The 20561-nt window shown below is 70.3% G+C and carries 20 protein-coding genes; 7 read left to right on the top strand and 13 right to left on the bottom strand.

Annotated elements, in window-relative coordinates; all coding sequences use genetic code 11:
- Positions 1–3: 3 nt before the first annotated feature.
- On the bottom strand, positions 4–693 hold the full coding sequence (gene pdsR / locus FHW12_RS18280; RefSeq protein WP_182532502.1) for a proteobacterial dedicated sortase system response regulator: 690 nt from the start codon (positions 691–693) through the stop codon (positions 4–6).
- Positions 694–1125: 432 nt separating this feature from the next.
- Here pdsR and FHW12_RS18275 point away from each other — a divergent pair, with 432 nt between their 5' ends.
- Positions 1126–1293, top strand: a complete 168-nt coding sequence (locus FHW12_RS18275; protein WP_182532501.1) for a hypothetical protein — start codon at positions 1126–1128, stop codon at positions 1291–1293.
- Between the two features lie 246 nt (positions 1294–1539).
- On the opposite strand, the gene rpe is transcribed toward FHW12_RS18275, so the two are convergent.
- Positions 1540–2214: a ribulose-phosphate 3-epimerase gene (rpe, locus tag FHW12_RS18270; RefSeq protein WP_182532500.1), complete on the bottom strand. Its 675-nt coding sequence runs from the start codon at positions 2212–2214 to the stop codon at positions 1540–1542.
- A 41-nt stretch (positions 2215–2255) separates the two neighbouring features.
- Entirely contained in the window at positions 2256–3044 is a 789-nt protein-coding gene (gene djlA / locus FHW12_RS18265; protein ID WP_182532499.1) for a co-chaperone DjlA, read from the bottom strand.
- A 238-nt stretch (positions 3045–3282) separates the two neighbouring features.
- Between djlA and FHW12_RS18260 the strand changes: the two genes are divergently transcribed.
- Positions 3283–4179 carry a phosphoribosylaminoimidazolesuccinocarboxamide synthase gene (locus FHW12_RS18260; RefSeq protein WP_182532498.1) on the top strand — a complete coding sequence of 299 codons (897 nt, stop codon included), beginning with the start codon at positions 3283–3285 and terminating at the stop codon, positions 4177–4179.
- Positions 4180–4370: 191 nt separating this feature from the next.
- On the opposite strand, the gene FHW12_RS18255 is transcribed toward FHW12_RS18260, so the two are convergent.
- The 5 genes from FHW12_RS18255 to FHW12_RS18235 all read right to left on the bottom strand — a co-directional run bounded on the left by FHW12_RS18255 (position 4371) and on the right by FHW12_RS18235 (position 9498).
- Complete coding sequence (locus FHW12_RS18255) at positions 4371–4835, bottom strand: DUF962 domain-containing protein (RefSeq protein WP_182532497.1); 465 nt, start codon at positions 4833–4835, stop codon at positions 4371–4373.
- A 70-nt stretch (positions 4836–4905) separates the two neighbouring features.
- Positions 4906–7011 (bottom strand): lipase, encoded by a 2106-nt coding sequence (locus FHW12_RS18250; RefSeq protein ID WP_182532496.1) that lies wholly within the window; start codon positions 7009–7011, stop codon positions 4906–4908.
- Between the two features lie 208 nt (positions 7012–7219).
- Positions 7220–7972, bottom strand: coding sequence for a DUF2884 family protein (locus tag FHW12_RS18245; RefSeq protein ID WP_182532495.1), 753 nt, complete (start codon positions 7970–7972; stop codon positions 7220–7222).
- A 49-nt stretch (positions 7973–8021) separates the two neighbouring features.
- The gene (locus FHW12_RS18240) at positions 8022–8900 is read right to left on the bottom strand and encodes an SDR family oxidoreductase (RefSeq protein ID WP_182532494.1); all 879 of its coding nucleotides are present in this window, start codon (positions 8898–8900) and stop codon (positions 8022–8024) included.
- Between the two features lie 4 nt (positions 8901–8904).
- Complete coding sequence (locus tag FHW12_RS18235) at positions 8905–9498, bottom strand: hypothetical protein (RefSeq protein WP_182532493.1); 594 nt, start codon at positions 9496–9498, stop codon at positions 8905–8907.
- 144 nt (positions 9499–9642) lie between these two features.
- On the opposite strand from FHW12_RS18235, the gene FHW12_RS18230 reads away from it, so the two are divergent.
- The 4 genes from FHW12_RS18230 to FHW12_RS18215 all read left to right on the top strand — a co-directional run bounded on the left by FHW12_RS18230 (position 9643) and on the right by FHW12_RS18215 (position 13831).
- On the top strand, positions 9643–9984 hold the full coding sequence (locus FHW12_RS18230) for an antibiotic biosynthesis monooxygenase family protein (protein WP_182532492.1): 342 nt from the start codon (positions 9643–9645) through the stop codon (positions 9982–9984).
- Positions 9985–10072: 88 nt separating this feature from the next.
- A complete protein-coding gene (locus FHW12_RS18225) occupies positions 10073–12586 on the top strand; it encodes a choice-of-anchor B family protein (RefSeq protein WP_182532491.1) in 2514 nt (837 codons plus the stop codon).
- A gap of 82 nt (positions 12587–12668) precedes the next feature.
- Positions 12669–13409 (top strand): SH3 domain-containing protein, encoded by a 741-nt coding sequence (locus FHW12_RS18220; protein ID WP_182532490.1) that lies wholly within the window; start codon positions 12669–12671, stop codon positions 13407–13409.
- Between the two features lie 83 nt (positions 13410–13492).
- Complete coding sequence (locus FHW12_RS18215) at positions 13493–13831, top strand: glutaredoxin family protein (RefSeq protein WP_182532489.1); 339 nt, start codon at positions 13493–13495, stop codon at positions 13829–13831.
- Between the two features lie 132 nt (positions 13832–13963).
- Here the strand turns inward: FHW12_RS18215 and FHW12_RS18210 are convergent, their stop codons facing one another.
- From FHW12_RS18210 to aceF, 4 genes are all read right to left on the bottom strand, one after another.
- Complete coding sequence (locus FHW12_RS18210; RefSeq protein WP_182532488.1) at positions 13964–14722, bottom strand: energy transducer TonB; 759 nt, start codon at positions 14720–14722, stop codon at positions 13964–13966.
- A gap of 26 nt (positions 14723–14748) precedes the next feature.
- Positions 14749–16539, bottom strand: coding sequence for a dihydrolipoyl dehydrogenase (lpdA, locus tag FHW12_RS18205; RefSeq protein WP_182532487.1), 1791 nt, complete (start codon positions 16537–16539; stop codon positions 14749–14751).
- Between the two features lie 71 nt (positions 16540–16610).
- Positions 16611–17165 carry a DUF2059 domain-containing protein gene (locus FHW12_RS18200; protein ID WP_182532486.1) on the bottom strand — a complete coding sequence of 185 codons (555 nt, stop codon included), beginning with the start codon at positions 17163–17165 and terminating at the stop codon, positions 16611–16613.
- A 24-nt stretch (positions 17166–17189) separates the two neighbouring features.
- Positions 17190–18821 (bottom strand): dihydrolipoyllysine-residue acetyltransferase, encoded by a 1632-nt coding sequence (gene aceF / locus FHW12_RS18195; protein WP_428993633.1) that lies wholly within the window; start codon positions 18819–18821, stop codon positions 17190–17192.
- Here aceF and FHW12_RS18190 point away from each other — a divergent pair.
- Positions 18713–19309, top strand: coding sequence for a glutathione S-transferase family protein (locus tag FHW12_RS18190; RefSeq protein ID WP_428993632.1), 597 nt, complete (start codon positions 18713–18715; stop codon positions 19307–19309). The two genes, aceF and FHW12_RS18190, sit on opposite strands and share 109 nt — an antisense overlap.
- 56 nt (positions 19310–19365) lie before the next feature.
- On the opposite strand, the gene FHW12_RS18185 is transcribed toward FHW12_RS18190, so the two are convergent.
- Positions 19366–20280 carry a diguanylate cyclase gene (locus tag FHW12_RS18185; protein WP_182532483.1) on the bottom strand — a complete coding sequence of 305 codons (915 nt, stop codon included), beginning with the start codon at positions 20278–20280 and terminating at the stop codon, positions 19366–19368.
- Positions 20281–20561: the final 281 nt, after the last annotated feature.

Genomic DNA, 20561 nt, shown 5'->3' with positions numbered 1-20561 from the left:
GGGTCACGGCTTCCAGCGGTAACCGGCGCCGTGCACCGTGTCGATCGCGTCGAAGGCGGCATCGATCGCGATGAACTTCTTGCGGATGCGCTTGATGTGCGAGGTGATCGTCGCGTCGTCGACGACGACCTGCGCGTCGCGCATGAGCTGGTCGCGGCTCTTCACGTGGCCGGGGAAGCGCACGAGCGTGTGCACCATCCAGAACTCGGTCACGGTCAGCGGGACTTCGACGCCGTTCCAGGTCACGCGCATGCGTTCGGTCTCGAGCTTGAGCGGACCCTGCTCGATGATGCTGTCGGCCGCGACCGGCTTGCGCAGCGCGTCCATGCGTCGCAGCAGCGCGTTGATGCGCGCGGCGAGCTGGTGCAGCGAGATGTCCTTGGCGAGGTAGTCGTCGGCGCCGAGGCGCAGGCCGGAGATCACGTCGAAGTCGGAGTCGCGCGCGGTGAGGAAGAGGATCGGCAAGGTCGCCGACTGCGCGCGCAGGTGGCGGCACAGTTCGAAGCCGCCCTCGGGTTCGTCGCCGAGGCCGACGTCGATGATCACGAGCTCGGGCAGGCGCTGCGTGAACGCGGCCTGCGCGTCGCCGCGCGACGCGTAGCCGCGCACTTCGTAGCCGAGCCGGGTGAGCGCTTCGACGTAGTTGGCGCGGATCAGCGGTTCGTCCTCGACGATGGCGATGCTGCGCGGCATGGATTCCTCTCCTGGAAGCGACCTCGCCGGCGCGGTGCCGGTTCGACGCGGCGAGCTTACGCAGCGTCGCCGCGAACACGCAACGTCCGCGCCGCGGCTGCCCGCGGATTGCCAGAACTCGTCGCGATCGCGGCACGATCCGGGCGGCGTGCGTCCTCGCGCGCGCGGTGCAATGAAGCTGCACACCCGCACCGGAGACCGACGATGGACCCGCGCCGCCCCGACCCGAACGCCGAACTGCATGCCCGCGAACGCCTGCGCGTCGTCTTCGCGCTCGGCTCGCTGCTGCTCGGCCTGCTCGCCGCCGTGCACATCTAGCCGCTCCGCCTGCACTCCGCCTGTCGCGATCCACGGATGGATCGCTGCCCGATCGATGCCGGTCGGGATCGCCCTGGAAGGCACCGCGCCGACACCTTGCCGAAGGAGACACCGATGGACCGCCACCGCGATGCACCGCATGCCGACCCGATCCCCGCCGCGATCGCCGAGTTCCTCTGGCTCGGCGGCGAGGCGATGGTCGCCCCGACCGCCCTGGCCGAACGGCCCTGCACGAGCGCTGCGACGGAACGCGACGCCGAGCCGTCCTGGGTAGCGATCTGATTCATCGGCCGCGGCCGACGGTCATCGCGTGACCCACGGAAGGGTCTCCTGCGGCATCGGCGGCACCCGCCGTCGATGCCGCGGAAAGCGCAAGGATGCGGCGGCGTCACGGATGCGTGCCGCTCGAACACGGACGTCCCGCAAGGGTCGTCCACCACGGTTTCCCCTGGAAAAAACTCGGGTTGTCCCCCCGCGCCGGGTGCTTCGTCCCCTTCCCTCCCCCGGGCCCGGCGCGGTTCTTTTTCCTCAGGCAGCGGCGATCGCGCGTTGCATCGCCGCGATCACCGCGGCGTAGTCGGGCTCGTTGAACACGGCCGAGCCGGCGACGAAGGTGTCCGCGCCCGCACGGGCGATCTCGCCGATGTTCGACGGCTTCACGCCGCCGTCAACCTCGAGGCGGATCGGCCGACCGCTCGCGTCGATCATCTCGCGCACGCGGCGCAGCTTGTCGAGCGCCGAGGTGATGAAACTCTGCCCGCCGAAGCCGGGATTGACCGACATGATCAGCACGAGGTCGAGCTTGTCGAGCACGTAGTCGAGGTAGGACAGCGGCGTCGCCGGGTTGAACACGAGGCCGGCCTGGCAACCGCTGTCCTTGATCAGCTGGATCGTGCGGTCGACGTGTTCGCTCGCCTCGGGATGGAAGCTGATCACGCTCGCGCCCGCCTTGGCGAAGTCCGGCACGATGCGGTCGACCGGCTTGACCATGAGGTGCACGTCGATCGGCGCGGTCACGCCGTGCTTGCGCAGCGCCTCGCAGACGAGCGGACCGATCGTGAGGTTCGGCACGTAGTGGTTGTCCATCACGTCGAAATGGATCCAGCCGGCGCCGGCGGCGACCACCGCGTCGACTTCCTCGCCGAGGCGCGCGAAGTTCGCCGACAGGATCGACGGGGCGATGATCGGGGATTGCTTGGCCATGACGGAGCTTCCTGGTTCGTGATGGAGGCGGCGACGCGCGCTCAGGTGATGCCGCGTTCGCCCTTGATGTGCTCGTAGGCCGCGTTGATCTCTCGCGCGCGCTGCTCGGAACGACGCTTCACTTCGTCCGGCACGTCGCCGAGCTTGTCCGGGTGGTGCTTGCTCATGAGGCGGCGATACGCCTGCTTGACGTCGCGGTCGCTCACCGCGCGCGTGATGCCGAGCACCGCGTACGGATCGACCTGTGACGGCCGCGGCGGCGCACGTCCGGCATCGCCGGCGCCGCCGGTGCCGCGCGCGCCCTGCCAGCCGCCGTAGCCCTTCATCGCCGAGAGTGCGGCGAGTTCGTGCTCACGCACGCCGAGCGCGGCGCACAGGCGGCGCACGAGCTCGAGCTTGGCACCGGCGAGCGGCCCTTCGGCGTAGACGAGGTCGAGCAGCAGGTCGAGCACGATGAACGCGGAGTCGCGCCGGTTAGCGCACCAGGCGCTGAGTTCGCCGATCGCGAAATTCACGTTGAACTCGGCCTGCTTGCCCGCAGTGAAGCGTTCGATCGCGGCGCGCCGGTGCTCGCCATCGAGCCCGAGCCGGGTGATCAACGCCTCGGCCGCGTCGATCTCCGCCTGCGAGACGCGCCCGTCGGACTTGGCGAGCGCACCCGCGAACGCGAACAGCGGTTCGACGAAGCCGCGGCCGATCGCGCCGGGGCGCGCGCGTGCGACCGCGCTGTCGTAGAAGTGGCCGAGCAGCAGGCCGATGACGATGCCGATCGGGTTGTGGAACAGGCCCCAGCCGATCAGCGCGCCGAGCAGTTTGCCGATGAAGCTCATCGCGCGGCTCGCTGCGCGGCGGGCGCGCTCGGAAGGAACGGAACGGGTGTCGGCACGTCGGAAGGCGGCGCGGAAGGACGGCGCGATTCTACCAGCACGCGTCGCCGGGGCCGGCGCGCACCGTTGGCCGCCACCGGCGCCGGCGCGCTGCCCGGCGCGGCCGCCGGATCACGGCGCGGCCGGCCGACCGCCGCTGCGCGCCGCTACAATGGCGTCTTTCGACCCGTGGAACGCGCGCGTGCCGACCGTCCTCTCGCAATCGAACCTGCCCGGCCTCGACCTCGTCCATCGCGGCAAGGTGCGCGACGTCTACGCGCTGTCGCCGACGGAACTGCTGATCGTCGCGAGCGATCGCCTGTCCGCGTTCGACGTCGTACTGCCCGACCCGATCCCGGGCAAGGGCGAGATGCTCTGCCAGATCTCGAACTTCTGGTTCGGCAAGACCGCTCACCTCGTGCCGAACCACCTGACCGGCAAGGACGTCGCGAGCGTGCTGCCCGCGGGTACCGACGTCGCGCTCTACGCGAAGCGCAGCGTGATCACCAAACGCCTGAAGCCGGTGCCGGTCGAGGCGATCGCGCGCGGCTACCTGATCGGTTCGGGCTGGAAGGACTACCAGGCGAACGGTTCGCTGTGCGGCATCGCGCTGCCGCCGGGCCTGCGCCAGGCCGAGCGCCTGCCGGAGCCGATCTTCACGCCGTCGACGAAGGCCGCGGTCGGCGACCACGACGAGAACGTGAGCTTCGCGCACGTGGTCGACCTCGTCGGCCGCGAGATGGCCGAACGCGTGCGCGACGCGACGCTGGCGATCTACCGCTACGCGGCCGGCTACGCGGCCGAGCGCGGCATCATCATCGCCGACACCAAGTTCGAGTTCGGCACCGACGCCGACGGCACGCTGTACGTGATGGACGAGATGCTCACGCCCGACTCGTCGCGCTTCTGGCCGGCCGACCAGTACCGCGTCGGCATCAGCCCGCCGAGCTACGACAAGCAGTTCGTGCGCGACTACCTCGAGACGCTCGACTGGAACAAGACCGCGCCGGGACCGCGCGTACCGGCCGAGGTCATCGCGGGCACCGCGGCGAAGTACGCGGAAGCGCTGCAGCGGCTGGCGGGCATCACGCTCGACTGAGCGAACGGCGAGCCACGCACCGCAGGGTGGGCCCTGGCCCACCGCATGACATCACGGCAGTGTTCGCGAGAGAAAAGACGGTGGGCCGGGGCCCGCCCCCTACGCCGCCGCGGGAGCGCAGGAAGGCGCGCTGCGCTTTCGTCGGCGCGAGAGCGAGGCGTCGCGGCTGAAGCCGCTCCCGCGGGAGGCGCTCAGTAGGCGATGCCGACGCGCCGCATGACCTTGCCGGTCAGCCACGCGGGGCCGATCAGCAGGTAGGCGAGGTCGGTGAAGAACGACGGCCGGCGGCCTTCGATGAGGTGGCCGATGAACTGGCCGACCCACGCGACGACGAACACGCCGATCGCGAGCCACAGCAGTTGCTGGCCGCCGAAGGCGCGGTACAGCCACTCGGTCAGCAGTGCGAGCAGCACGAACACGACGAACATCGCCGCGCCGAGCGGGCGCGACAGGCGCCAGTAGAACGTGAGCGCGCCGACCATGATCAGCGCGCACCAGAGGCCGGCGCGACCGATCGACGCCGGCACCGGCAGCAGCCACAGCAGCGCGACGACCGCCCACAGGATCGCCGGTACGCAGATCCAGTGGATGAGCCGGTTGGTCGGGTTCTGGTGGTCCGCGCTGTAGCTGCCGAACCAGTCGTTGACGCTGCGCATGCTGCCTCCACGAAGCACAAGGGCGCGCCTCGCAGCGCGCCCTTGCGTGATCGCCCGATCGCGCGACGCCTTACGGCGAGGTCGCGATGACCGACGGGTTGGCCACCTGCACGGCAGCGCCGCCGGTGACGAGCAGACTCGCCATCTCGCCCTGCATCTCGACCGTCGCGGCCGGGAAGTCGGTCGGATCGAGCAACGAACCGTGTTCGCCCTGCAGGAAGCGCGTCGCGCCGCGGATGCCGTCGGCATCCTGCGTGGTGCCGACGATCGGCGCGAGGCCGAGCGCGGCGATCAGCGGCTCGGTGCCCGACAGCGGCGCGCCCGGCACGCTGTTCGGGATCACCTGGTCGGGCAGCACGTCGCCGCCGCCGACGACTTCGTGCACGAGCAGGCGCTTGCCGGCCAGCAAGGTATCGTTGCCGGCGAAGTTGATCGGATCGCCGGAGTCGATGATGGTCTGCGTCGCGACGAAGTACGCGTCGTAGTCGGGCGTGCCCTGCTGCAGGCCCGCCGCGGCGAGGCCGGCGTGGATGCGCGGACCGAACGCGGGCGACGCATCGAGCATGCGCGCGATGCCGCCGCCCGGCACGCTGAGCAGGCCGACGTCGACGGTCGGATCGTTGGCGAGGAACACGGTGCCGACGATGCTGCCGAGCGACTGGCCGACGAAGCTGACATGGCTCGCATCGACGTTCGGGAACGTCGACGCCGCGTGCGAGAGCTGCAGCAGGTCGGCTTCGCCCTGGCGCAGGTTGTCGCGCGAGGTGAGCAGGCTCGAGAGATTGATCGTGTAGCTGCCCGACGGATCGATGACACCGTCAGGACCCGGCGCGCCGGTCGTGTTGTTGGACAGGTCGAGGTCGAACGTGCGCTCGTGCGCGATCGCGCCGAACGGCGTGTTGCCGACGTAGAACGGGTTGGTCGTGCTGGTCAGGCCGTGCAGCGGCAGGTCGATCGCGACGACCGCGAAACCTTGCGCGGCGAGCGTGCCGGCGACCGCGAACATGTCGGTGCGGTTGCGCGTGATGCCGTGCTGGAAGATCACGAGCGGCCAGCCGCCGGCGGGCATCGTGCGGCCGGAATGCGCGTTCGGATAGGTCATCAGCAGCGGCACGGTCTCGGTCGTCGTCGCGACCGGGATCGGGTTGCACGCGGTGAGGTTGGTCGAGGTCGGATCGAGGCCGAAACCCGCGCACTGGTCGATGTATGCGCCTGCGGCCGCGTGCCAGAAGCCGGTCAGCGCCGCCGTGGGGTTCGACGCGCTCGGCGCCGACAGGTAGTACGGCAGGCTGATCGTGCCGATGTAGATGTCGGCGACCGGCGGCAGGCCGAGGCCGAGGTCGGCGAGCGTCTTGCCGGTCGGCGCGACGTGCGTCGGCGCGGGAGGCGACGCCTGCGTGATCGCGGTCAGCGCCTGCATCGTCGGCGTGATGCTCTGCGTCGTGGCGACCCACGACAGCGCGATCTGCCCGGCGGGCACGCCGGCCGACACCGCGGCGGCGGCCTGCGAGCTGTTGAGCTGGCGCAGCGGCTCGAGCTGGCACGCCTGCGCGTCCGACAGCGCCGGGTTGGTCGAGTGGCCGCCCGCGCAGAGCGCGTGCGGGCTGGTCGAGAGCAGGTAGGTCAGCGTGCCGCGGATCTCGTTGCCGCCGGCCGTGATGCCGTTCGTCAGCACGGCCATGTACGACGTGCGCTGCTTGAGCGGTTTGGTCGGCACGATCGCGAGCGTCTTGTGGGTCACGTCGGACGGCGACAGCGCGGCGACGAATTCACCCGGCGAGGCGAGTTCGCGCACGACGCCGGTGACGGCGCCGCCAGGGCCACTCAACGTGACCTCGAACATGCGCACGTTGCCGGCGAGCGAGGCCGCGTCGATCGGCGCACTGAACGTGGTCGACCACGGCGTGGACGTGCCGAAGCCGTCGAGCGCGTTCATCGCGACCTTCGGATCGCTGTAGTCGTTCGGGTCGGCGACGGGGATGTTGAGCGTGAGGTCGGTCGTGCCGAGCAGCAGCAGGTTGTTCGGGAACGGAATGACGCTGTTGGCCGGGTCGAAGCTCGCCGTACCGTGGAACACCACCGGCGCGGTGTAGTCGTAGGCCCGCGCGTCGTGCGCCGCCAAACTGCCAAACAACGCCGCGGCGACGGCCGCGGTCGTGATCGATCGAACCTGCATGGGCATGCCCCTTCTGGCTGGCGTCCTGGATTGCTCGAGTGGTGCGTGAAGCGCTCCGCATCTTAGGTCGTTCAAACGAGCGTTGGCAACGCTGCACTGCGGCGAAAAACGCGCGCATCCGACCCGCTGCGTTGCAACAAGCGCATGCGCGGCGCCGTGCGCCGCGCGCGTGCATACCGTTGCGTAGCGACGAAGCCCGCGCGGGCGGTCAGCGCCGCACCGCGCCGATCTCGAGCAGGTCGAGCGCGCGGCCGTTGCCGTCGCGCACGCCGTCCTGCAGCTCGTGCAGGCGGCGGATCGCCGGGCACAGCGTCTGGATCTGCGGCCGCAGCTCGCGCAGGCGGCGCTCGATCTTCGGCTGCAGGCCGTTGCCGAGTTCGCTCGCGCGCACCTGCAGCGCGACCGCGGCGTCGAGGTCGCCGTCGAGCGCGGCGGTGACCGCGCCGCGGCCGACGTCGGCGGCGAGCAGCGGCGCGAGGTCGGCCGACCATGCCGCGACGTCGCGCTCGAACGCGTCCGCTTGCCAGTCGCGCGTGCTGTTGCTCAACGCGATGCGCCGGCGCAGTTCGGCCGCGTGCTCGCCGATGCGCCGGTCGAGCTCGGCGCGCGTCGCGGCGGACGTGGCGAGCCGGCGCGTCTCGTCGCGCACGACGCCGGTGGCGAGGTCGAGCCCGCGCAGCGCGATCGCCTTCACCTTCGGCACCAGCGCGCGCAGCTCGCGCGCGAACAGGGCGAGGCGATCGGCATCCTCGGTGTTGAGGGTCACGCCCGCGCCATCGACGCGCAGGCGGCCGTCGCGCCATTCGATCCGTCGCGGCACCGGGGCACCGCGTTCGAACACGAGCGCGTCGGCGCCGACGACGAGGTCGTAGCTGCTGCTCGCCGCGCAGGTGTCTTCGAGGTCGCTCGCGCGTGCGGCGGTCGCGCACGCGACGACGAGCAGGGCGAACAGGAACCGCATGGACTGCTTCATCGGAAACCCCCGGGATGCAGCGATAACCGACATGGTCTCAATCCCCGCTGAACGGCACGGTCGTGTCCCAGCACGCCGAATCGGGCCGGAACGGCCGCGGCGCGTAGCCGAAATCGACGCGCGCCGCACTATCGTCGGCGACGAGATCGTGCCCGAGTCGATCGACGAGCGCGGGCGACAGGCGCGTGCTCCCGGCCGCGCGCGCGAGCGCGAGCACGCCGCGCACGAGCGGCAACGGCACGGGCAACGGCACGGTGCGGAACGGCAGCGAGGCGCGCACGCGCTCGAGCATCGCGGCGAATGCGAGCCGCTCGCCACCGCCGAGCGCGTAGGCGCGGCCGGCGCAGTGCGGCTGCGCGGCGACCGCGACGCAGGCCGCGGCAAGGTCGTCCGCATGCACGGGCTGGCGCAGCCCGCGCGCGCCGGCGACGCGTGGGAACACGCGCCAGTGTCGCGCACGGCGCACGAGCGGCGTCAGGCTGTGGTCGACGCCGGCGCCGTAGACGAGGGTCGGCCGCAGCACGGTCCATGCAGCGCCGCGCTCGCGCGCGGTCGCGGCGAGCGATCGTTCGGCGTCGTGCAGGCGCGCGGCGAGCGCGCGTTCGTGCGGATCGGCCGATGCCTGCTTGCTTTCGATGCTCATCGAACCGATCGCGACGATGCGCGCCGCCTGCATCGGCGCGCGCGCGTACCAACGCGCGAACGCGTCGAGCGGACCGCAGCTATAGAGCACGTCGAGCGCAGGCAACGGCGGCAACGCCTGCTCGAGGTCGCCGCGCAGCCAGTGCAATCGCGGCGCATCGGACGTGCGGACGGCGCGGCTCAGCGCGAGCACGTCGTCACCCGCGACCACCAGCCGCGGCAGCAGGAAACGGCCGATCGCGCCGCTCGCGCCGAGGACCAGCGCGACCGCCATCGCCTCAGGACGACGCGAGCGTGGGTTCGTCGGCGGCAGGCGCCGGCGCCGGGGCCGGCGCGACGTCGGCGGGCGGGATGCGCAACGCGCGCGCGTAGTCGGCGAGCACGTCGATCTCGCCAAGGCCGCCGTCGAGCGGCCCCTTGGCGAGGTGCAGCGGACTCTTCTGCAGCGTTGCGCGCGCTTCGAACAGCTTGCGGCGCGCGCCCTCGACGTGGCTCACGAGCTGGTCGAGCGTCGCCTTGTCGGCGCCGAAGATCATCTCGACCGGCTGCAGGCAGTACTGCACGGCCGCGTCGAACTGGCGCACGCGCTCGCGGTAGTCGGCGATCTGCGCGTCGACGTCCTCGAGGTGCGCGCGCGCGGAACCGAGCGGCGCGTCGAGGCGATTGGCGACCGCGACGAGCGCGTCGTGGGCGGCGGCGTGCGCGGCGCTGTCGGACGGCGCGCTGCTGCGCGCGGCGTCGAGCTCGTTCTCGAGGTCGATCTTCTCGTACAGGAGCTCGTGGCTGCGTCCGCGTTCGGTGCGCAATGCACGCAACAGCCATGCCGCGACACCGGCCACGAGCACCGCTACCACCCAGCCGAGCCATTCCATCCCGATCCTCCACCGCGCCCGCGGGGCGGGCCACCGCATTATGGCCGCAGTTGCGCCCGACGTCGCTAGCGTCGTCGTCCGGGCTCGGTCACGAAAAGCGCCCGGACCGTGCGAAGATGGCGGCGACGTCATCGGAGACGGCACATGATCGCGCGCATCTGGCGGGGCATCACGCTGGCCGAACGGGCGGACGCCTACATCGCCCATCTCGACGAGACCCTGCTCAAGGACGTCGCCGCGACGCCGGGCAACCGCGGCGTCACCGTGCTGCGGCGCCTGCAGGGCGAGCACAGCGAGATCGTGCTGATCTCGCTGTGGGATTCGATGGACGCGGTGCGCGCGTTCGCCGGCGAGAACCCCGAGCGCTCGGTGTACTACCCCGAGGACGAGAACTACCTGCTCGAGATGGAACCGCTCGTGCGCCACTACGACGTGGTCGACAGCACGGTCGCGCCCGAGCGCGGCGACAAGCGCCGACCGCGCTGAACGTCGACCGCGGCCGCGCCTGCTAGACTCCCGCGCTTGCGCCGGTCGCGACGACCGGCACGGACCGACCTTGCTGGGGAGTAAGCCGATGTCCACGCCGCGCGCATCCTGCGCCTTCCTGTTGCTGCCGTTCGCCCTCGCCACGGCCGCCGCCGCGCCCGATGCCGCGCAACGCGAGATGGCCGCGATCCGTGCGGCACGCCCGTCGGCGCCGCGCCCGCTCGCGCCGATGCATGCGACGCCGTGCGTGAACGGCATGGCCGGCACCTATCCGTGCTCGAACATCGACCTGCTCGCGTTCGTCCCCCTGGCCGAGTTCGCCGCGAGCAACACCAACAGCCTGTGGGGCTGGACCGACACCGACGGCAGCGAATACGCGCTGATCGGCGCCGACAACGGCGTCGCCTTCTACCGCCTCACCGACCCGACGCATCCGACCTACCTCGGCAAGCTGCCGACGCACGCGGGTACCGGCAGTTCGATCTGGCGCGACGTGCGCGTCTACCAGGACCACGCGTTCGTGGTCAGCGACAACAACCCCGGCCACGGCATGCAGGTGTTCGACCTGGCCGCCCTGCGTGGCGTGACGACCGCGCAGACGTTCGCCGAAACGGCCTGGTACGGCGCTTTCGGCAGCAGCCACACGATCTCGATCAACGAAGCGACCGGCTTCGCCTACGTGCCCGGCAGCAATCTCACCTGCCCCGGCGATTCGCACACCGGCGGCCTGCAGATGATCGACATCCACGTGCCCGATTCGCCGACGTTCGCCGGCTGCATCAACGACGCGGGCTACACGCACGAATCGCAGTGCTGGGTCTACGCGGGGCCCGACACCGCGCACGTCGGCAAGGAGATCTGCGTCGACTCGAACGGACCGACGCACAAGATCGCGATCGTCGACGTGAGCAACAAGAGCGCGCCGGTGACGTTGTCGTCGGTGACCTACGACGGCGCCGCCTATCCGCACCAGGGCTGGCTGACCGAGGACCACCGCTACCTGCTCGTCGACGACGAACTGGACGAGTCGAACTTCGGCCACGCCGCGCGCACCTACGTCTGGGACGTGTCCGACCTCGAAGCGCCCGTGCTGGTCGGCCACCACGACAGCGCGCTCGACGTCATCGACCACAACCAGTACGTGCACGGCCAGTACGTCTACCAGTCGAACTACGAGGCGGGCGTGCGCATCCTGCGCATGGACAACCTGTCCGCCGCCGGGCTCAGCGAAGTCGCGTACTTCGACACGTACCCGGCGAGCAACAGCGCCGCGTTCAACGGCAGCTGGAACAACTACCGCTTCCCCGCCAGCGGCCACGTCATCGCGACCGGCATCGACGAAGGCTTCTTCGTGCTCGATCCGCACCTGTGCACCGCTCCGCCGGTGCCGACGCTCGGCGCTACGCCGAACGGCGACCATCGCATCGACCTCGCCTGGAGCGGCTCCGCGCCGGACGCGAGCTATCGCGTCGAGCGCGCGCAGGGCGGCTGCGGCGGCCATTTCGAGACGATCGCCGACCACCTCGCCGCGGGCAGCTATTCCGACACGAGTGCGTCGGGTGCGGTCACCTACGGCTATCGCGTCGTCGCGCTCGACGCGACCGGCGGCTGCGCCGCACCGGCCTCGACCTGCGTCGAGGCGCAGACGAGCGGCAGCTGCACCGCGCCGCCGCTGTTCGCCGGCATCGCCGCAGCGACCAACGCGGGCACCTCGCAGTGCCGCGTCGATCTCGCCTGGACCGGCGCGCAGCCGGCCTGTGGCGGACCCGCGTCGTACTCGGTGTACCGCTCCGACCAGTCCGACTTCGTGCCCGACCTCGCGCATCGCATCGCCGCGGATGTCGATGCGCTCGCCTTCGCCGACGACGTCGTCGCCGGCGGCGCGCCGCAGTACTACGTCGTGCGCGCGAGCGACGCAGCGAACGGCAGCGAGGACGGCAACCTCGTCCGCCTGTCGGCGACGCCGACCGGACCCAACCACGACGGTACGTTCGCATCGGGCGCCGAGCCCGGCGATCCCGTGTTCGACGCCGAAGGCGTCGGTTCGCCGACGGGCCTCGCGCCCGGCCAGATCGACCACGCCGGCTGGCACATGTCGACCGCGCGCAAGCACGACGGCGTGCAGAGCTTCTGGTCGACCGCGGCGAACAACCTCTGCGTCACGCTCGTCACGCCGCCACTCGACCTCAGCGCGGGCACGTCGCCGCAGCTCTCGTTCTGGACCGCGTGGGACATCGAGCAGGGCTGGGACGGCGGCGTGGTCGACATCTCGACCGACGCCGGCACCACCTGGACGCGCCTCACCCCCGCGGGCGGCTATCCGGGCACGATCACCAACGGCGGCTCGCTGTGCGGCATCACGCAGGGTTCGGGCGCGTTCACCGGCACCGCGCAGTTCACGTTCACGCAGCGCCAGGTGGACCTGTCGGTCTACGCGGGCCAGAGCGTGAAGCTGCGCTGGCTCTATCGCACCGACACCGCGCAGACCGGCGAGGGCTGGTTCGTCGACGACATCGCGCTCACCCACGCGCAGGTGCCCGGCGCGTGCACGATCGGCGGCGACGCGATCTTCGCCAACGGGTTCGACGCCGCGGCACGCTGATTTGGCGCGCCGCCGCTTGCCGGCGGCGGCGCGGCGGCGCATCGTGGGCGGGCCGTATTCGACGTCCTGGAGGGTTTCGCGCATGAAACGCCTGCTCGGTTTCGTCCTCGCGCTGCTCGGCATCGCCGCCGTCCCGGCGCTCGCCGCCGATGCGTACACGACCACGCGCATGACCTTGCGCACCGGTCCCGACAGCGGCTATCCACGCATCCGCACGCTCGCACCCGGTACGCCGCTCGCGGTGCAGGGCTGCATCGACGACTTCCTCTGGTGCGACGTGATCGCCTACGGCGATCGCGGCTGGGTCGCCGGCGACTATCTCGATTTCGACTACGAAGGCCGCCGCGTCTACCTGCCCGAATACGGTGCGCGCATCGGCATCCCGATCATCACGTTCACGTTCGCCAGCTACTGGGACAGCTACTACCGCACGCGCTCGTGGTACCGCTATCGCGACCGCTGGAGCCATTGGCGGCCGGTGTACCGCCCGCCGCAGCGGCCGCGACCGCCGATCGGCCATCGGCCGCCGCAACGCCCGAAGCCGCCGGTCACGCCGCCGAAGCCGCGGCCGCCGGTGACACGCCCACCCGTGCAGCCGCGCCCGCCGGTGCAGCCGCGTCCGCCCGTGACGCGCCCGCCGGCGCAACCACGCCCGCCCGTGGCGCGGCCGCCCGCGCAGACGCGCCCGCCCGCCGCGCAACGTCCGCCGGTGCAGACGCGGCCGGCACCGGCGCCGGCACGCCCCGAGGCGCGTCCGACGCCGCGTCCCGCGCCCGCCCCGCGCGACAAGGATCAAGGCAAGGACAAGGACAAGACCGGCTGACGCGTGCGCGGGAACTATCGCCCGCGTCCATCCTCTGAGAAGCGCAGCGGCGCCGGCCGGCGCCGCCCTCAGGAGGGAATGCGATGTTGCGGAGAACCCTGCTCGCGCTGGCGCTCGTCGCCGGCGCCGGAACGTTCGGCGTCGGTGCGCAGGAAGCGCTCAGCGATATCCACGCACCGAAGGTGACGATGTACGCGACTGCGACCTGCGGCTACTGCGCGAAGGCGCGCAGCTGGTTCACCGCGCACGGCGTGCAATGGGACGAACGCGACATCGAGAAGTCGGCCTCGGCCGCGGCGGAATGGAAGGCCGCCGGCGGCGTCGGCACGCCGCTGATCCTGATCGGCAGCGCGAAGATCAACGGCTTCGACGAAGCGAAGATCAACGCCGAGCTCGCGAAGTACGCGCCGGCGCGGAGCTGACGCTCGACAGGCTCGGCACAGCGAACCGCGCAGGACTTCGTAGGTCGGGCACGCGCCGCGTGGCCGGCAGTTCGCAGGGACGGTCGCGTGCGTGCTCGACTCCGCGGGCTGCAGCGCCGATCGAGCCCACGCTCAGTGCGCATCCTCATCGGGAGCCGGCGGCATCGGTGGTGGTGGATTCCGGGCGAGGAAATCCACCTCTCGCCGCTCTACGTATTCGCACCACACGCTCGAACCTTCGCACGCCACGCGATACAACAGCGTATGCGTCTCGCTATCGCGCAGGCGCAGGACGAACAGGGACCCGCCGTTCGCGACACTCCAGTTTCCTTCGGTCGATTCGAACACCTCGTACATTTCGCGCGTGCGACGCAATAGGTACACGGTCTTCGTGGTTTCCAAGTCGAACATTCGCGTGAACGCCCTCTCGACCCCCGCGTCCTGTCGGAGCGACTGAAGCGTCGCCCGAGCCGTCACCCCCGGCAACGGCGTTTCGTCCCGCTCGAGCGAGTATCCGCGGGCGCCGCGTGTAGTGGATGGTGATCCGCCGGCGTCGCGAGGCGCGTCCACCGTCGGCGATCGGCCGAGGTCGAACTCGATCGGCACCCACACCTCCTCGGCCATGGTCTTGCCGTCGCAGGTGCGCGGCGTGTAGCGCCAGGACGAAACGGCGTCCATCGCCGCGAAATCGAGTTCGTCGTGGCCGCTGCTCTCGCGCACGGACGCATCCGTCGCGCGGCCGTCGGCGTGAACGATGATGCTCACCAGCACGCGGCCTTCCATATGGGCGGCTGCGGCTGCGGCCGGATACTTGGGCGGGCGCAGCGCCTCATACGACGCGTGCGAACATTCCGCGCGCGCCGAAGCACTCGCGAACAGCATGATCAGCATGCCATGCGCGACACGCCGCACGGACGTCACTTCTTCTTCGGCAGGTACAGGTCCGTGATCGTGCCTTCGTAGACCTCGGCCGCCATGCCGACCGACTCCGACAGGGTCGGGTGCGGGTGCACGGTGAGGCCGATGTCGGCGGCTTCGCAGCCCATCTCGATCGCGAGCGCGATTTCGGCGATGAGGTCGCCCGCGTTCGGCGCGACGATACCGCCGCCGACGACGCGATGCGTCGCCTCGTCGAACAGCAGCTTGGTGAAGCCTTCGGTGCGACCGATGCCGACCGCGCGCCCCGAAGCCGCGTGCGGGAACTTGCCGACGCCGACCTTGATGCCCTGCTTCTTCGCCTCGGTTTCGGTGAGGCCGACCCAGGCGATCTCGGGATCGGTGTAGGCGACCGACGGGATCACGCGCGCGACGAACTCGCTCTTCTCGCCCGCGGCGACTTCGGCCGCGACCTTGCCTTCGTGGGTCGCCTTGTGCGCGAGCATCGGCTGGCCGACGAGGTCGCCGATCGCGAAGATGTGCGGCACGTTCGTGCGCATCCGGCGGTCGACCGGGATGAAGCCGCGATCGGTGACGACGACGCCGGCCTTGTCGGCGCCGATCTTCGCGCCGTTCGGCGTGCGGCCGATCGCGACGAGCACGCGGTCGTACAGTTGCGGTTCCGGCGCCTTCTCGCCTTCGAACGTCGCCTTGAGCCCCTTCTTCTCGGCTTCGATCTTCGCGACCTTCACCTTGAGGTGGATGCCTGCATAGCGCTTCGACAGGCGCTGCTGCAGCGGTCGCACGAGGTCGGGATCGGCGCCCGGCATGAGCTGGTCCATGAGTTCGACCACGGTGACTTCGCTGCCGAGCGCGTCGTAGACGCAGGCCATCTCGAGGCCGATGATGCCGCCGCCGACGACGAGCAGCTTCTTCGGGATGTCGGCGAGCAGCAGCGCGTCGGTCGAATCCATCACGCGCGGGTCGTCCCACGGGAAGCCCGGCAGCTTCAGCGCCTGCGAACCGGCGGCGATGATCGCCTTCTCGAAGCGCACGAGCTTGCTGCCGTCCTTCGTCGCGACCTCGATCTCGTTCGGCGACACGAACGTGCCCGTGCCTTCGACGACGCGCACCTTGCGCTGCTTCGACATGCCGTCGAGGCCCTTGACCATCTGCGCGACGACCTTGTCCTTGTACGCGCGCAGCTTCTCCAGGTCGATCTTCGGCTCGCCGAACGCGACGCCGTAGTCCGCCGCATGCGCGGCCTCGTCGATCACGCGCGCCGCGTGCAGCAGCGCCTTCGACGGGATGCAGCCGACGTTGAGGCAGACGCCGCCGAGTGCGGCGTAGCGCTCGACCAGCACGGTGTCCTGGCCGAGGTCGGCGGCACGGAACGCGGCCGTATAGCCGCCCGGACCCGAGCCGAGCACGACGACCTGGCATTCGACGTCGGCCTTGCGGCCGCTCGCCGAAGACGCCTTCGGCGCCGGCGCGGACGACGCAAGGGCTGGCGCACTCGCGGGTGCGGGCGCAGCTGCCGCCGTGGCAGGTGCCGCCGGCGCAGGCGTCGCCGTCTTCGCGGCACCGGCGTCGGCGGCCTCGATCACCGCGACGATCGTGCCTTCGGCGACTTCGTCGTTGAGCTTGACGCGCACTTCCTTGACCACGCCCGCGACGCTCGACGGCACTTCCATCGTCGCCTTGTCCGACTCGAGCGTGACGAGGCCCTGGTCCTTGGCGACCGTGTCGCCCGGCTTTACCAGGATCTCGATGACCGGTACGCCGCTGAAATTGCCGATGTCGGGGACTTTGACTTCGATCGTGTTTGCCATGCGGATTCCCATGCGTCGCGCCCAACGAGGCCGCGCGGTGGTTCGCCGGCGGCACGCGCCGCCGGATCGATTCAGTTCTTGTCGCTGCTCGCCTTGCCGGTCGTGTCCTCGGCGTCGCATGTCGCCGCGGCTTCGCGGATCCGCTCGCCGTACTGCTCACCGAGCTTCTGCATCTCGGGCATGACCTCCCTCATGCGGTCCTGCGAAATCTGCATCGACTTCTGCATCAGGTCGGGCATGCGCTCGAGCAGCTTGCGGCCCAGCGGCGATTTGTAGAAGGCGATCGTCTCGCGCAACTCGTCCTCGCTGAATACCTCCGCGTACACCGACGCGATATCGACCTTCATCGCGTCCGACTTCAGCACGCCCGTGACCTTTTCGCCGATCTTCGCGGACATCTCGTGCACGACGGCGCTCGATGCAGGGCAACTGCCGTACGACTCGAACTGCTTCTCCATCATCGCCTGCACCTGATCGGCCATCTGCTGCATCGTGCGATCGAGGTTCGTCACGGCCATCAGCTGCATCGCGAGATCGGTCTTGGCGTCGACCTTGCCCGGCGCCTCCGCGAAGGCGGTCGCCGCAATACAGAGCCCGGTGAACAGGATCGCGAACGTGCGCAACATGGTGTCCTTCTCCTTCGTGGATGGTTACAGCAAGACGCGTCGCATGTCGGCGAGCACCTGGCCGAGATAGGTCGTGAAGCGCGCGGCCGACGCGCCGTCGATGACGCGATGGTCGTAGCTGAGCGACAGCGGCAGAATCAGGCGCGGCACGAACGCGGCGCCGTCCCAATGCGGCTTGATCGACGACTTCGATACGCCAAGGATCGCCACCTCGGGCGCGTTGACGATCGGCGTGAACGCGGTGCCGCCGATGCCGCCGAGCGAGGAGATCGAGAAGCAGCCGCCGGACATGTCCGCCGGGCCGAGCTTGCCGTCGCGCGCCTTCCTGGCGAGCTCGCCGGTCTCCTGCGCGATCTCGATCACGCCCTTCCTGTCCGCATCGCGCAGTACGGGCACGACGAGGCCATTCGGCGTGTCGGCGGCGAAACCGATGTGGAAGTACTTCTTCAACACGAGGTTCTCGCCGCTCGCGTCGAGCGAAGCGTTGAAATCCGGGTACTTCTTCAGCGCGGCGACGACCGCCTTGATCAGGAACGCGAGCATGGTCAGCTTGATGCCCGCCTTCTCGTTCTCCTTGTTGAGCGCGACGCGCAGCGCCTCGAGCTCGGTCACGTCGGCGTCGTCGTGCTGCGTGACGTGCGGGATCATCACCCAGTTGCGCGCGAGGTTGGCGCCGGAGATCTTCTTGATCTTCGACAGCGCCTTCGTCTCGATCTCGCCGAACTTGGCGAAGTCGACCTGCGGCCACGGCAGCAGGTTGAGGCCGCCACCGCCGGTGCCGGTGCTGGCCGCCGTGCGCGGCGCGCCACCCGCGAGCGCGGCCTTGACGTAGTTCTGCACGTCCTCCTTAGCGATGCGACCCTTGCGCTCCGTGCCCTTCACGTGCGCGAGGTCGACGCCGAGTTCACGCGCGAACGCGCGCACGGCCGGGCTCGCGTACGGCACCTGGTCCGGCATCACCGCGCTCGCGTCGAACGCGACCGGCGGCGTGCGCGGCATGCCCGCGTCGCTCCTCGCGGGCGCCGCCGCAGCGGGTGCTGCCGCGACCGGCTCGCTCTTCGCTGCCGGTGCAGGCGCGGCGGCTGCGGCCGGCTTCGGCGCTTCCGCAGGCTTGGGCGCGTCTGCGGCAGGCTTGGCCGCGCCCGCGTCAGCCGCTTCGACGAGCGCGACGACCGTGCCTTCGGAGATCTCGTCGCCGACCTTGACCTTGATCTCGCGCACGACGCCGTCGAACGGCGCAGGCACTTCCATCGTCGCCTTGTCCGACTCGAGCGTGACCAGGCCCTGGTCGCGCGTCACCGTGTCGCCGACCTTCACCAGCACTTCGATGACGGGGACGTTGGTGTAGTTGCCGATGTCCGGCACCTTCGCTTCCTGGACGGCCATGCTTGCTCCGGATCGTGAGGCAGGAGTGCAAGTTTCGCCGATTTCGAGGGCCGCCGTCATGCACGACGGCAGGCGCCGCGCACACGGGTAGAATCCGCCGGCCCTCGCGTCGACCGGAGCCTCGCATGTACATCCTCTACTACTCCCCCGGCACCGCCAGCATGGCGGTGCACCAGGCGCTGCTCGAGATCGGCGCGCCGCACGAACTGCGCAAGCTCGACCTCGATGCGAACGCGCAGAAGAGCGCCGAGTACCTGCGCCTGAACCCAAACGGCACGGTGCCGACGCTGATCGTCGACGGTGCGCCGGTGTACGAATGCGCGGCGCTGCTGATGCTGCTCGCCGAGCGCCATCCCGAAGCCGCGCTGGCGCCGCCGCCCGGCGACGCGAAGCGCGCGACCTGGCTGCAGTGGATGGTGCACTTCGCCAACACGCTGCAGCCGGCGTACCGGCAGTGGTTCTACCCACAGGACTTCGCGCCGGCCGAGCACGAGAAGGAATCGAAGGAGTTCGCGCGCCGCCGCATCGAAGCGACCTGGGACCGCCTCGAGGCGCACCTCGTCGCGAACGGGCCGCACATTCTCGGCGACGCGGTCGGCATCGTCGACTTCTACGCGACCATGCTCATGCGCTGGTCGCGCAACATGCCCAAGCCCGCGACGAGCTGGCCGCACGTCGCCGCGCTGGCGCAACGCGTGAAGACGCGCCCGAGCTGGAAGCGCCTGTACGACATCGAGGGACTGACCGAGTGGGCGTAGGTCGGCCCTGGCCCACCGCTCCGTCGATCATGGCGTTGCGCGGGCTGTAGCCCGCCCTACGCGCCGCTCTGTTCCGCGACGCAGACGCGGTTGCGGCCGGCCTGCTTGGCGCGGTAGAGCTCGGCGTCGGCCGCGCGCAGCAGTTCCGCGACGGTCGCCGCCTCGGCGTTCCAGCCGGCGACGCCGATGCTCACGGTCACGTTGCGCACGCCGGCCTGTTCGCCGAGGTCGAGTGCGGCGATCGACTCGCACAGGTGCTGCGCGAACGCGCTCGCGTCGACGACGCCCTGTTCGGGCAGCATCGCCGCGAACTCCTCGCCACCGATGCGCGCGACGAGGATCTCGCCGCGCGCGAGCACCTGCAGCGTCGCGGCGACCTGCTTGAGCACGATGTCGCCCGCGGGATGGCCGTAGCGGTCGTTGATCGACTTGAAGTGGTCGAGGTCGATGATCAGCAGCGACAACATGCGGCGATGGCTCGCGGTGCGCGCGAGTTCGCGCTCGAGCAGCTCGAGGAAGTGCCGGCGGTTGTACAGGCCGGTCAGCGGATCCATCGTCGCGAGCTGGTAGATCTCGTCGTGGTAGCGCGCCTCGACCGACGAACGCTCCATGAACTTGAGCACGCAGCCGCCGATCGAAACGTGGTCGCCGTCCTTGAGCTCGGCCTCGATGATCGGCTGGTCGTTGAGCAGCGTCTTGTTGGTCGAGTCGAGGTCCTTGATGCGGTAGCCGTTCGGCTCCTTCCAGATCCGCGCGTGCTGGCGCGACACGCTGCGCTCCATGATCTGGAAATCGCATTCGGGCGCGCGACCGAGCGTGACGACCTGCTCGCCGATGTCGATGCGCTGGCCGAGGCGCTGCCCCTGCAGGACGACCAGGCAGGCGGCGGAACCGCTGCGCGCCTCGAAACCGCGTGCCGGGCGGATCGTGCGTCGCTGGGTGGTGCTGGAATCGTTGTGGCGGGAAGTCATGCGAGTCCGCTGCGGGCGCCGTCGCCGGACGCGAGTTTACGCGACTCGCCGCCAGCGTGGCGGACGGCGGTGGCATTCCGTCCGGCACTGACTACACTGCGCGCACGGCGGTTCCGGACAGGGGCGGACATGCACGGCGACGAACCCGGCGCGAACGACGCCACCGAATTCCTCGGCCGCCCTGCACCGGGCGGCGAAGCCACGGCGCTCGAACCGGGCATGCAGCTCGGTCCCTACCTCATCCGCTCGGTGCTCGGCGAAGGCGGCATGGGCCGCGTCTA

The organism is Dokdonella fugitiva, from assembly GCF_014138265.1.
GTDB lineage: Bacteria > Pseudomonadota > Gammaproteobacteria > Xanthomonadales > Rhodanobacteraceae > Dokdonella_A > Dokdonella_A fugitiva_A.
The sequence above is the reverse complement of the archived record's forward strand: the minus strand, read 5'-3'. Positions and strand labels throughout refer to the sequence as shown.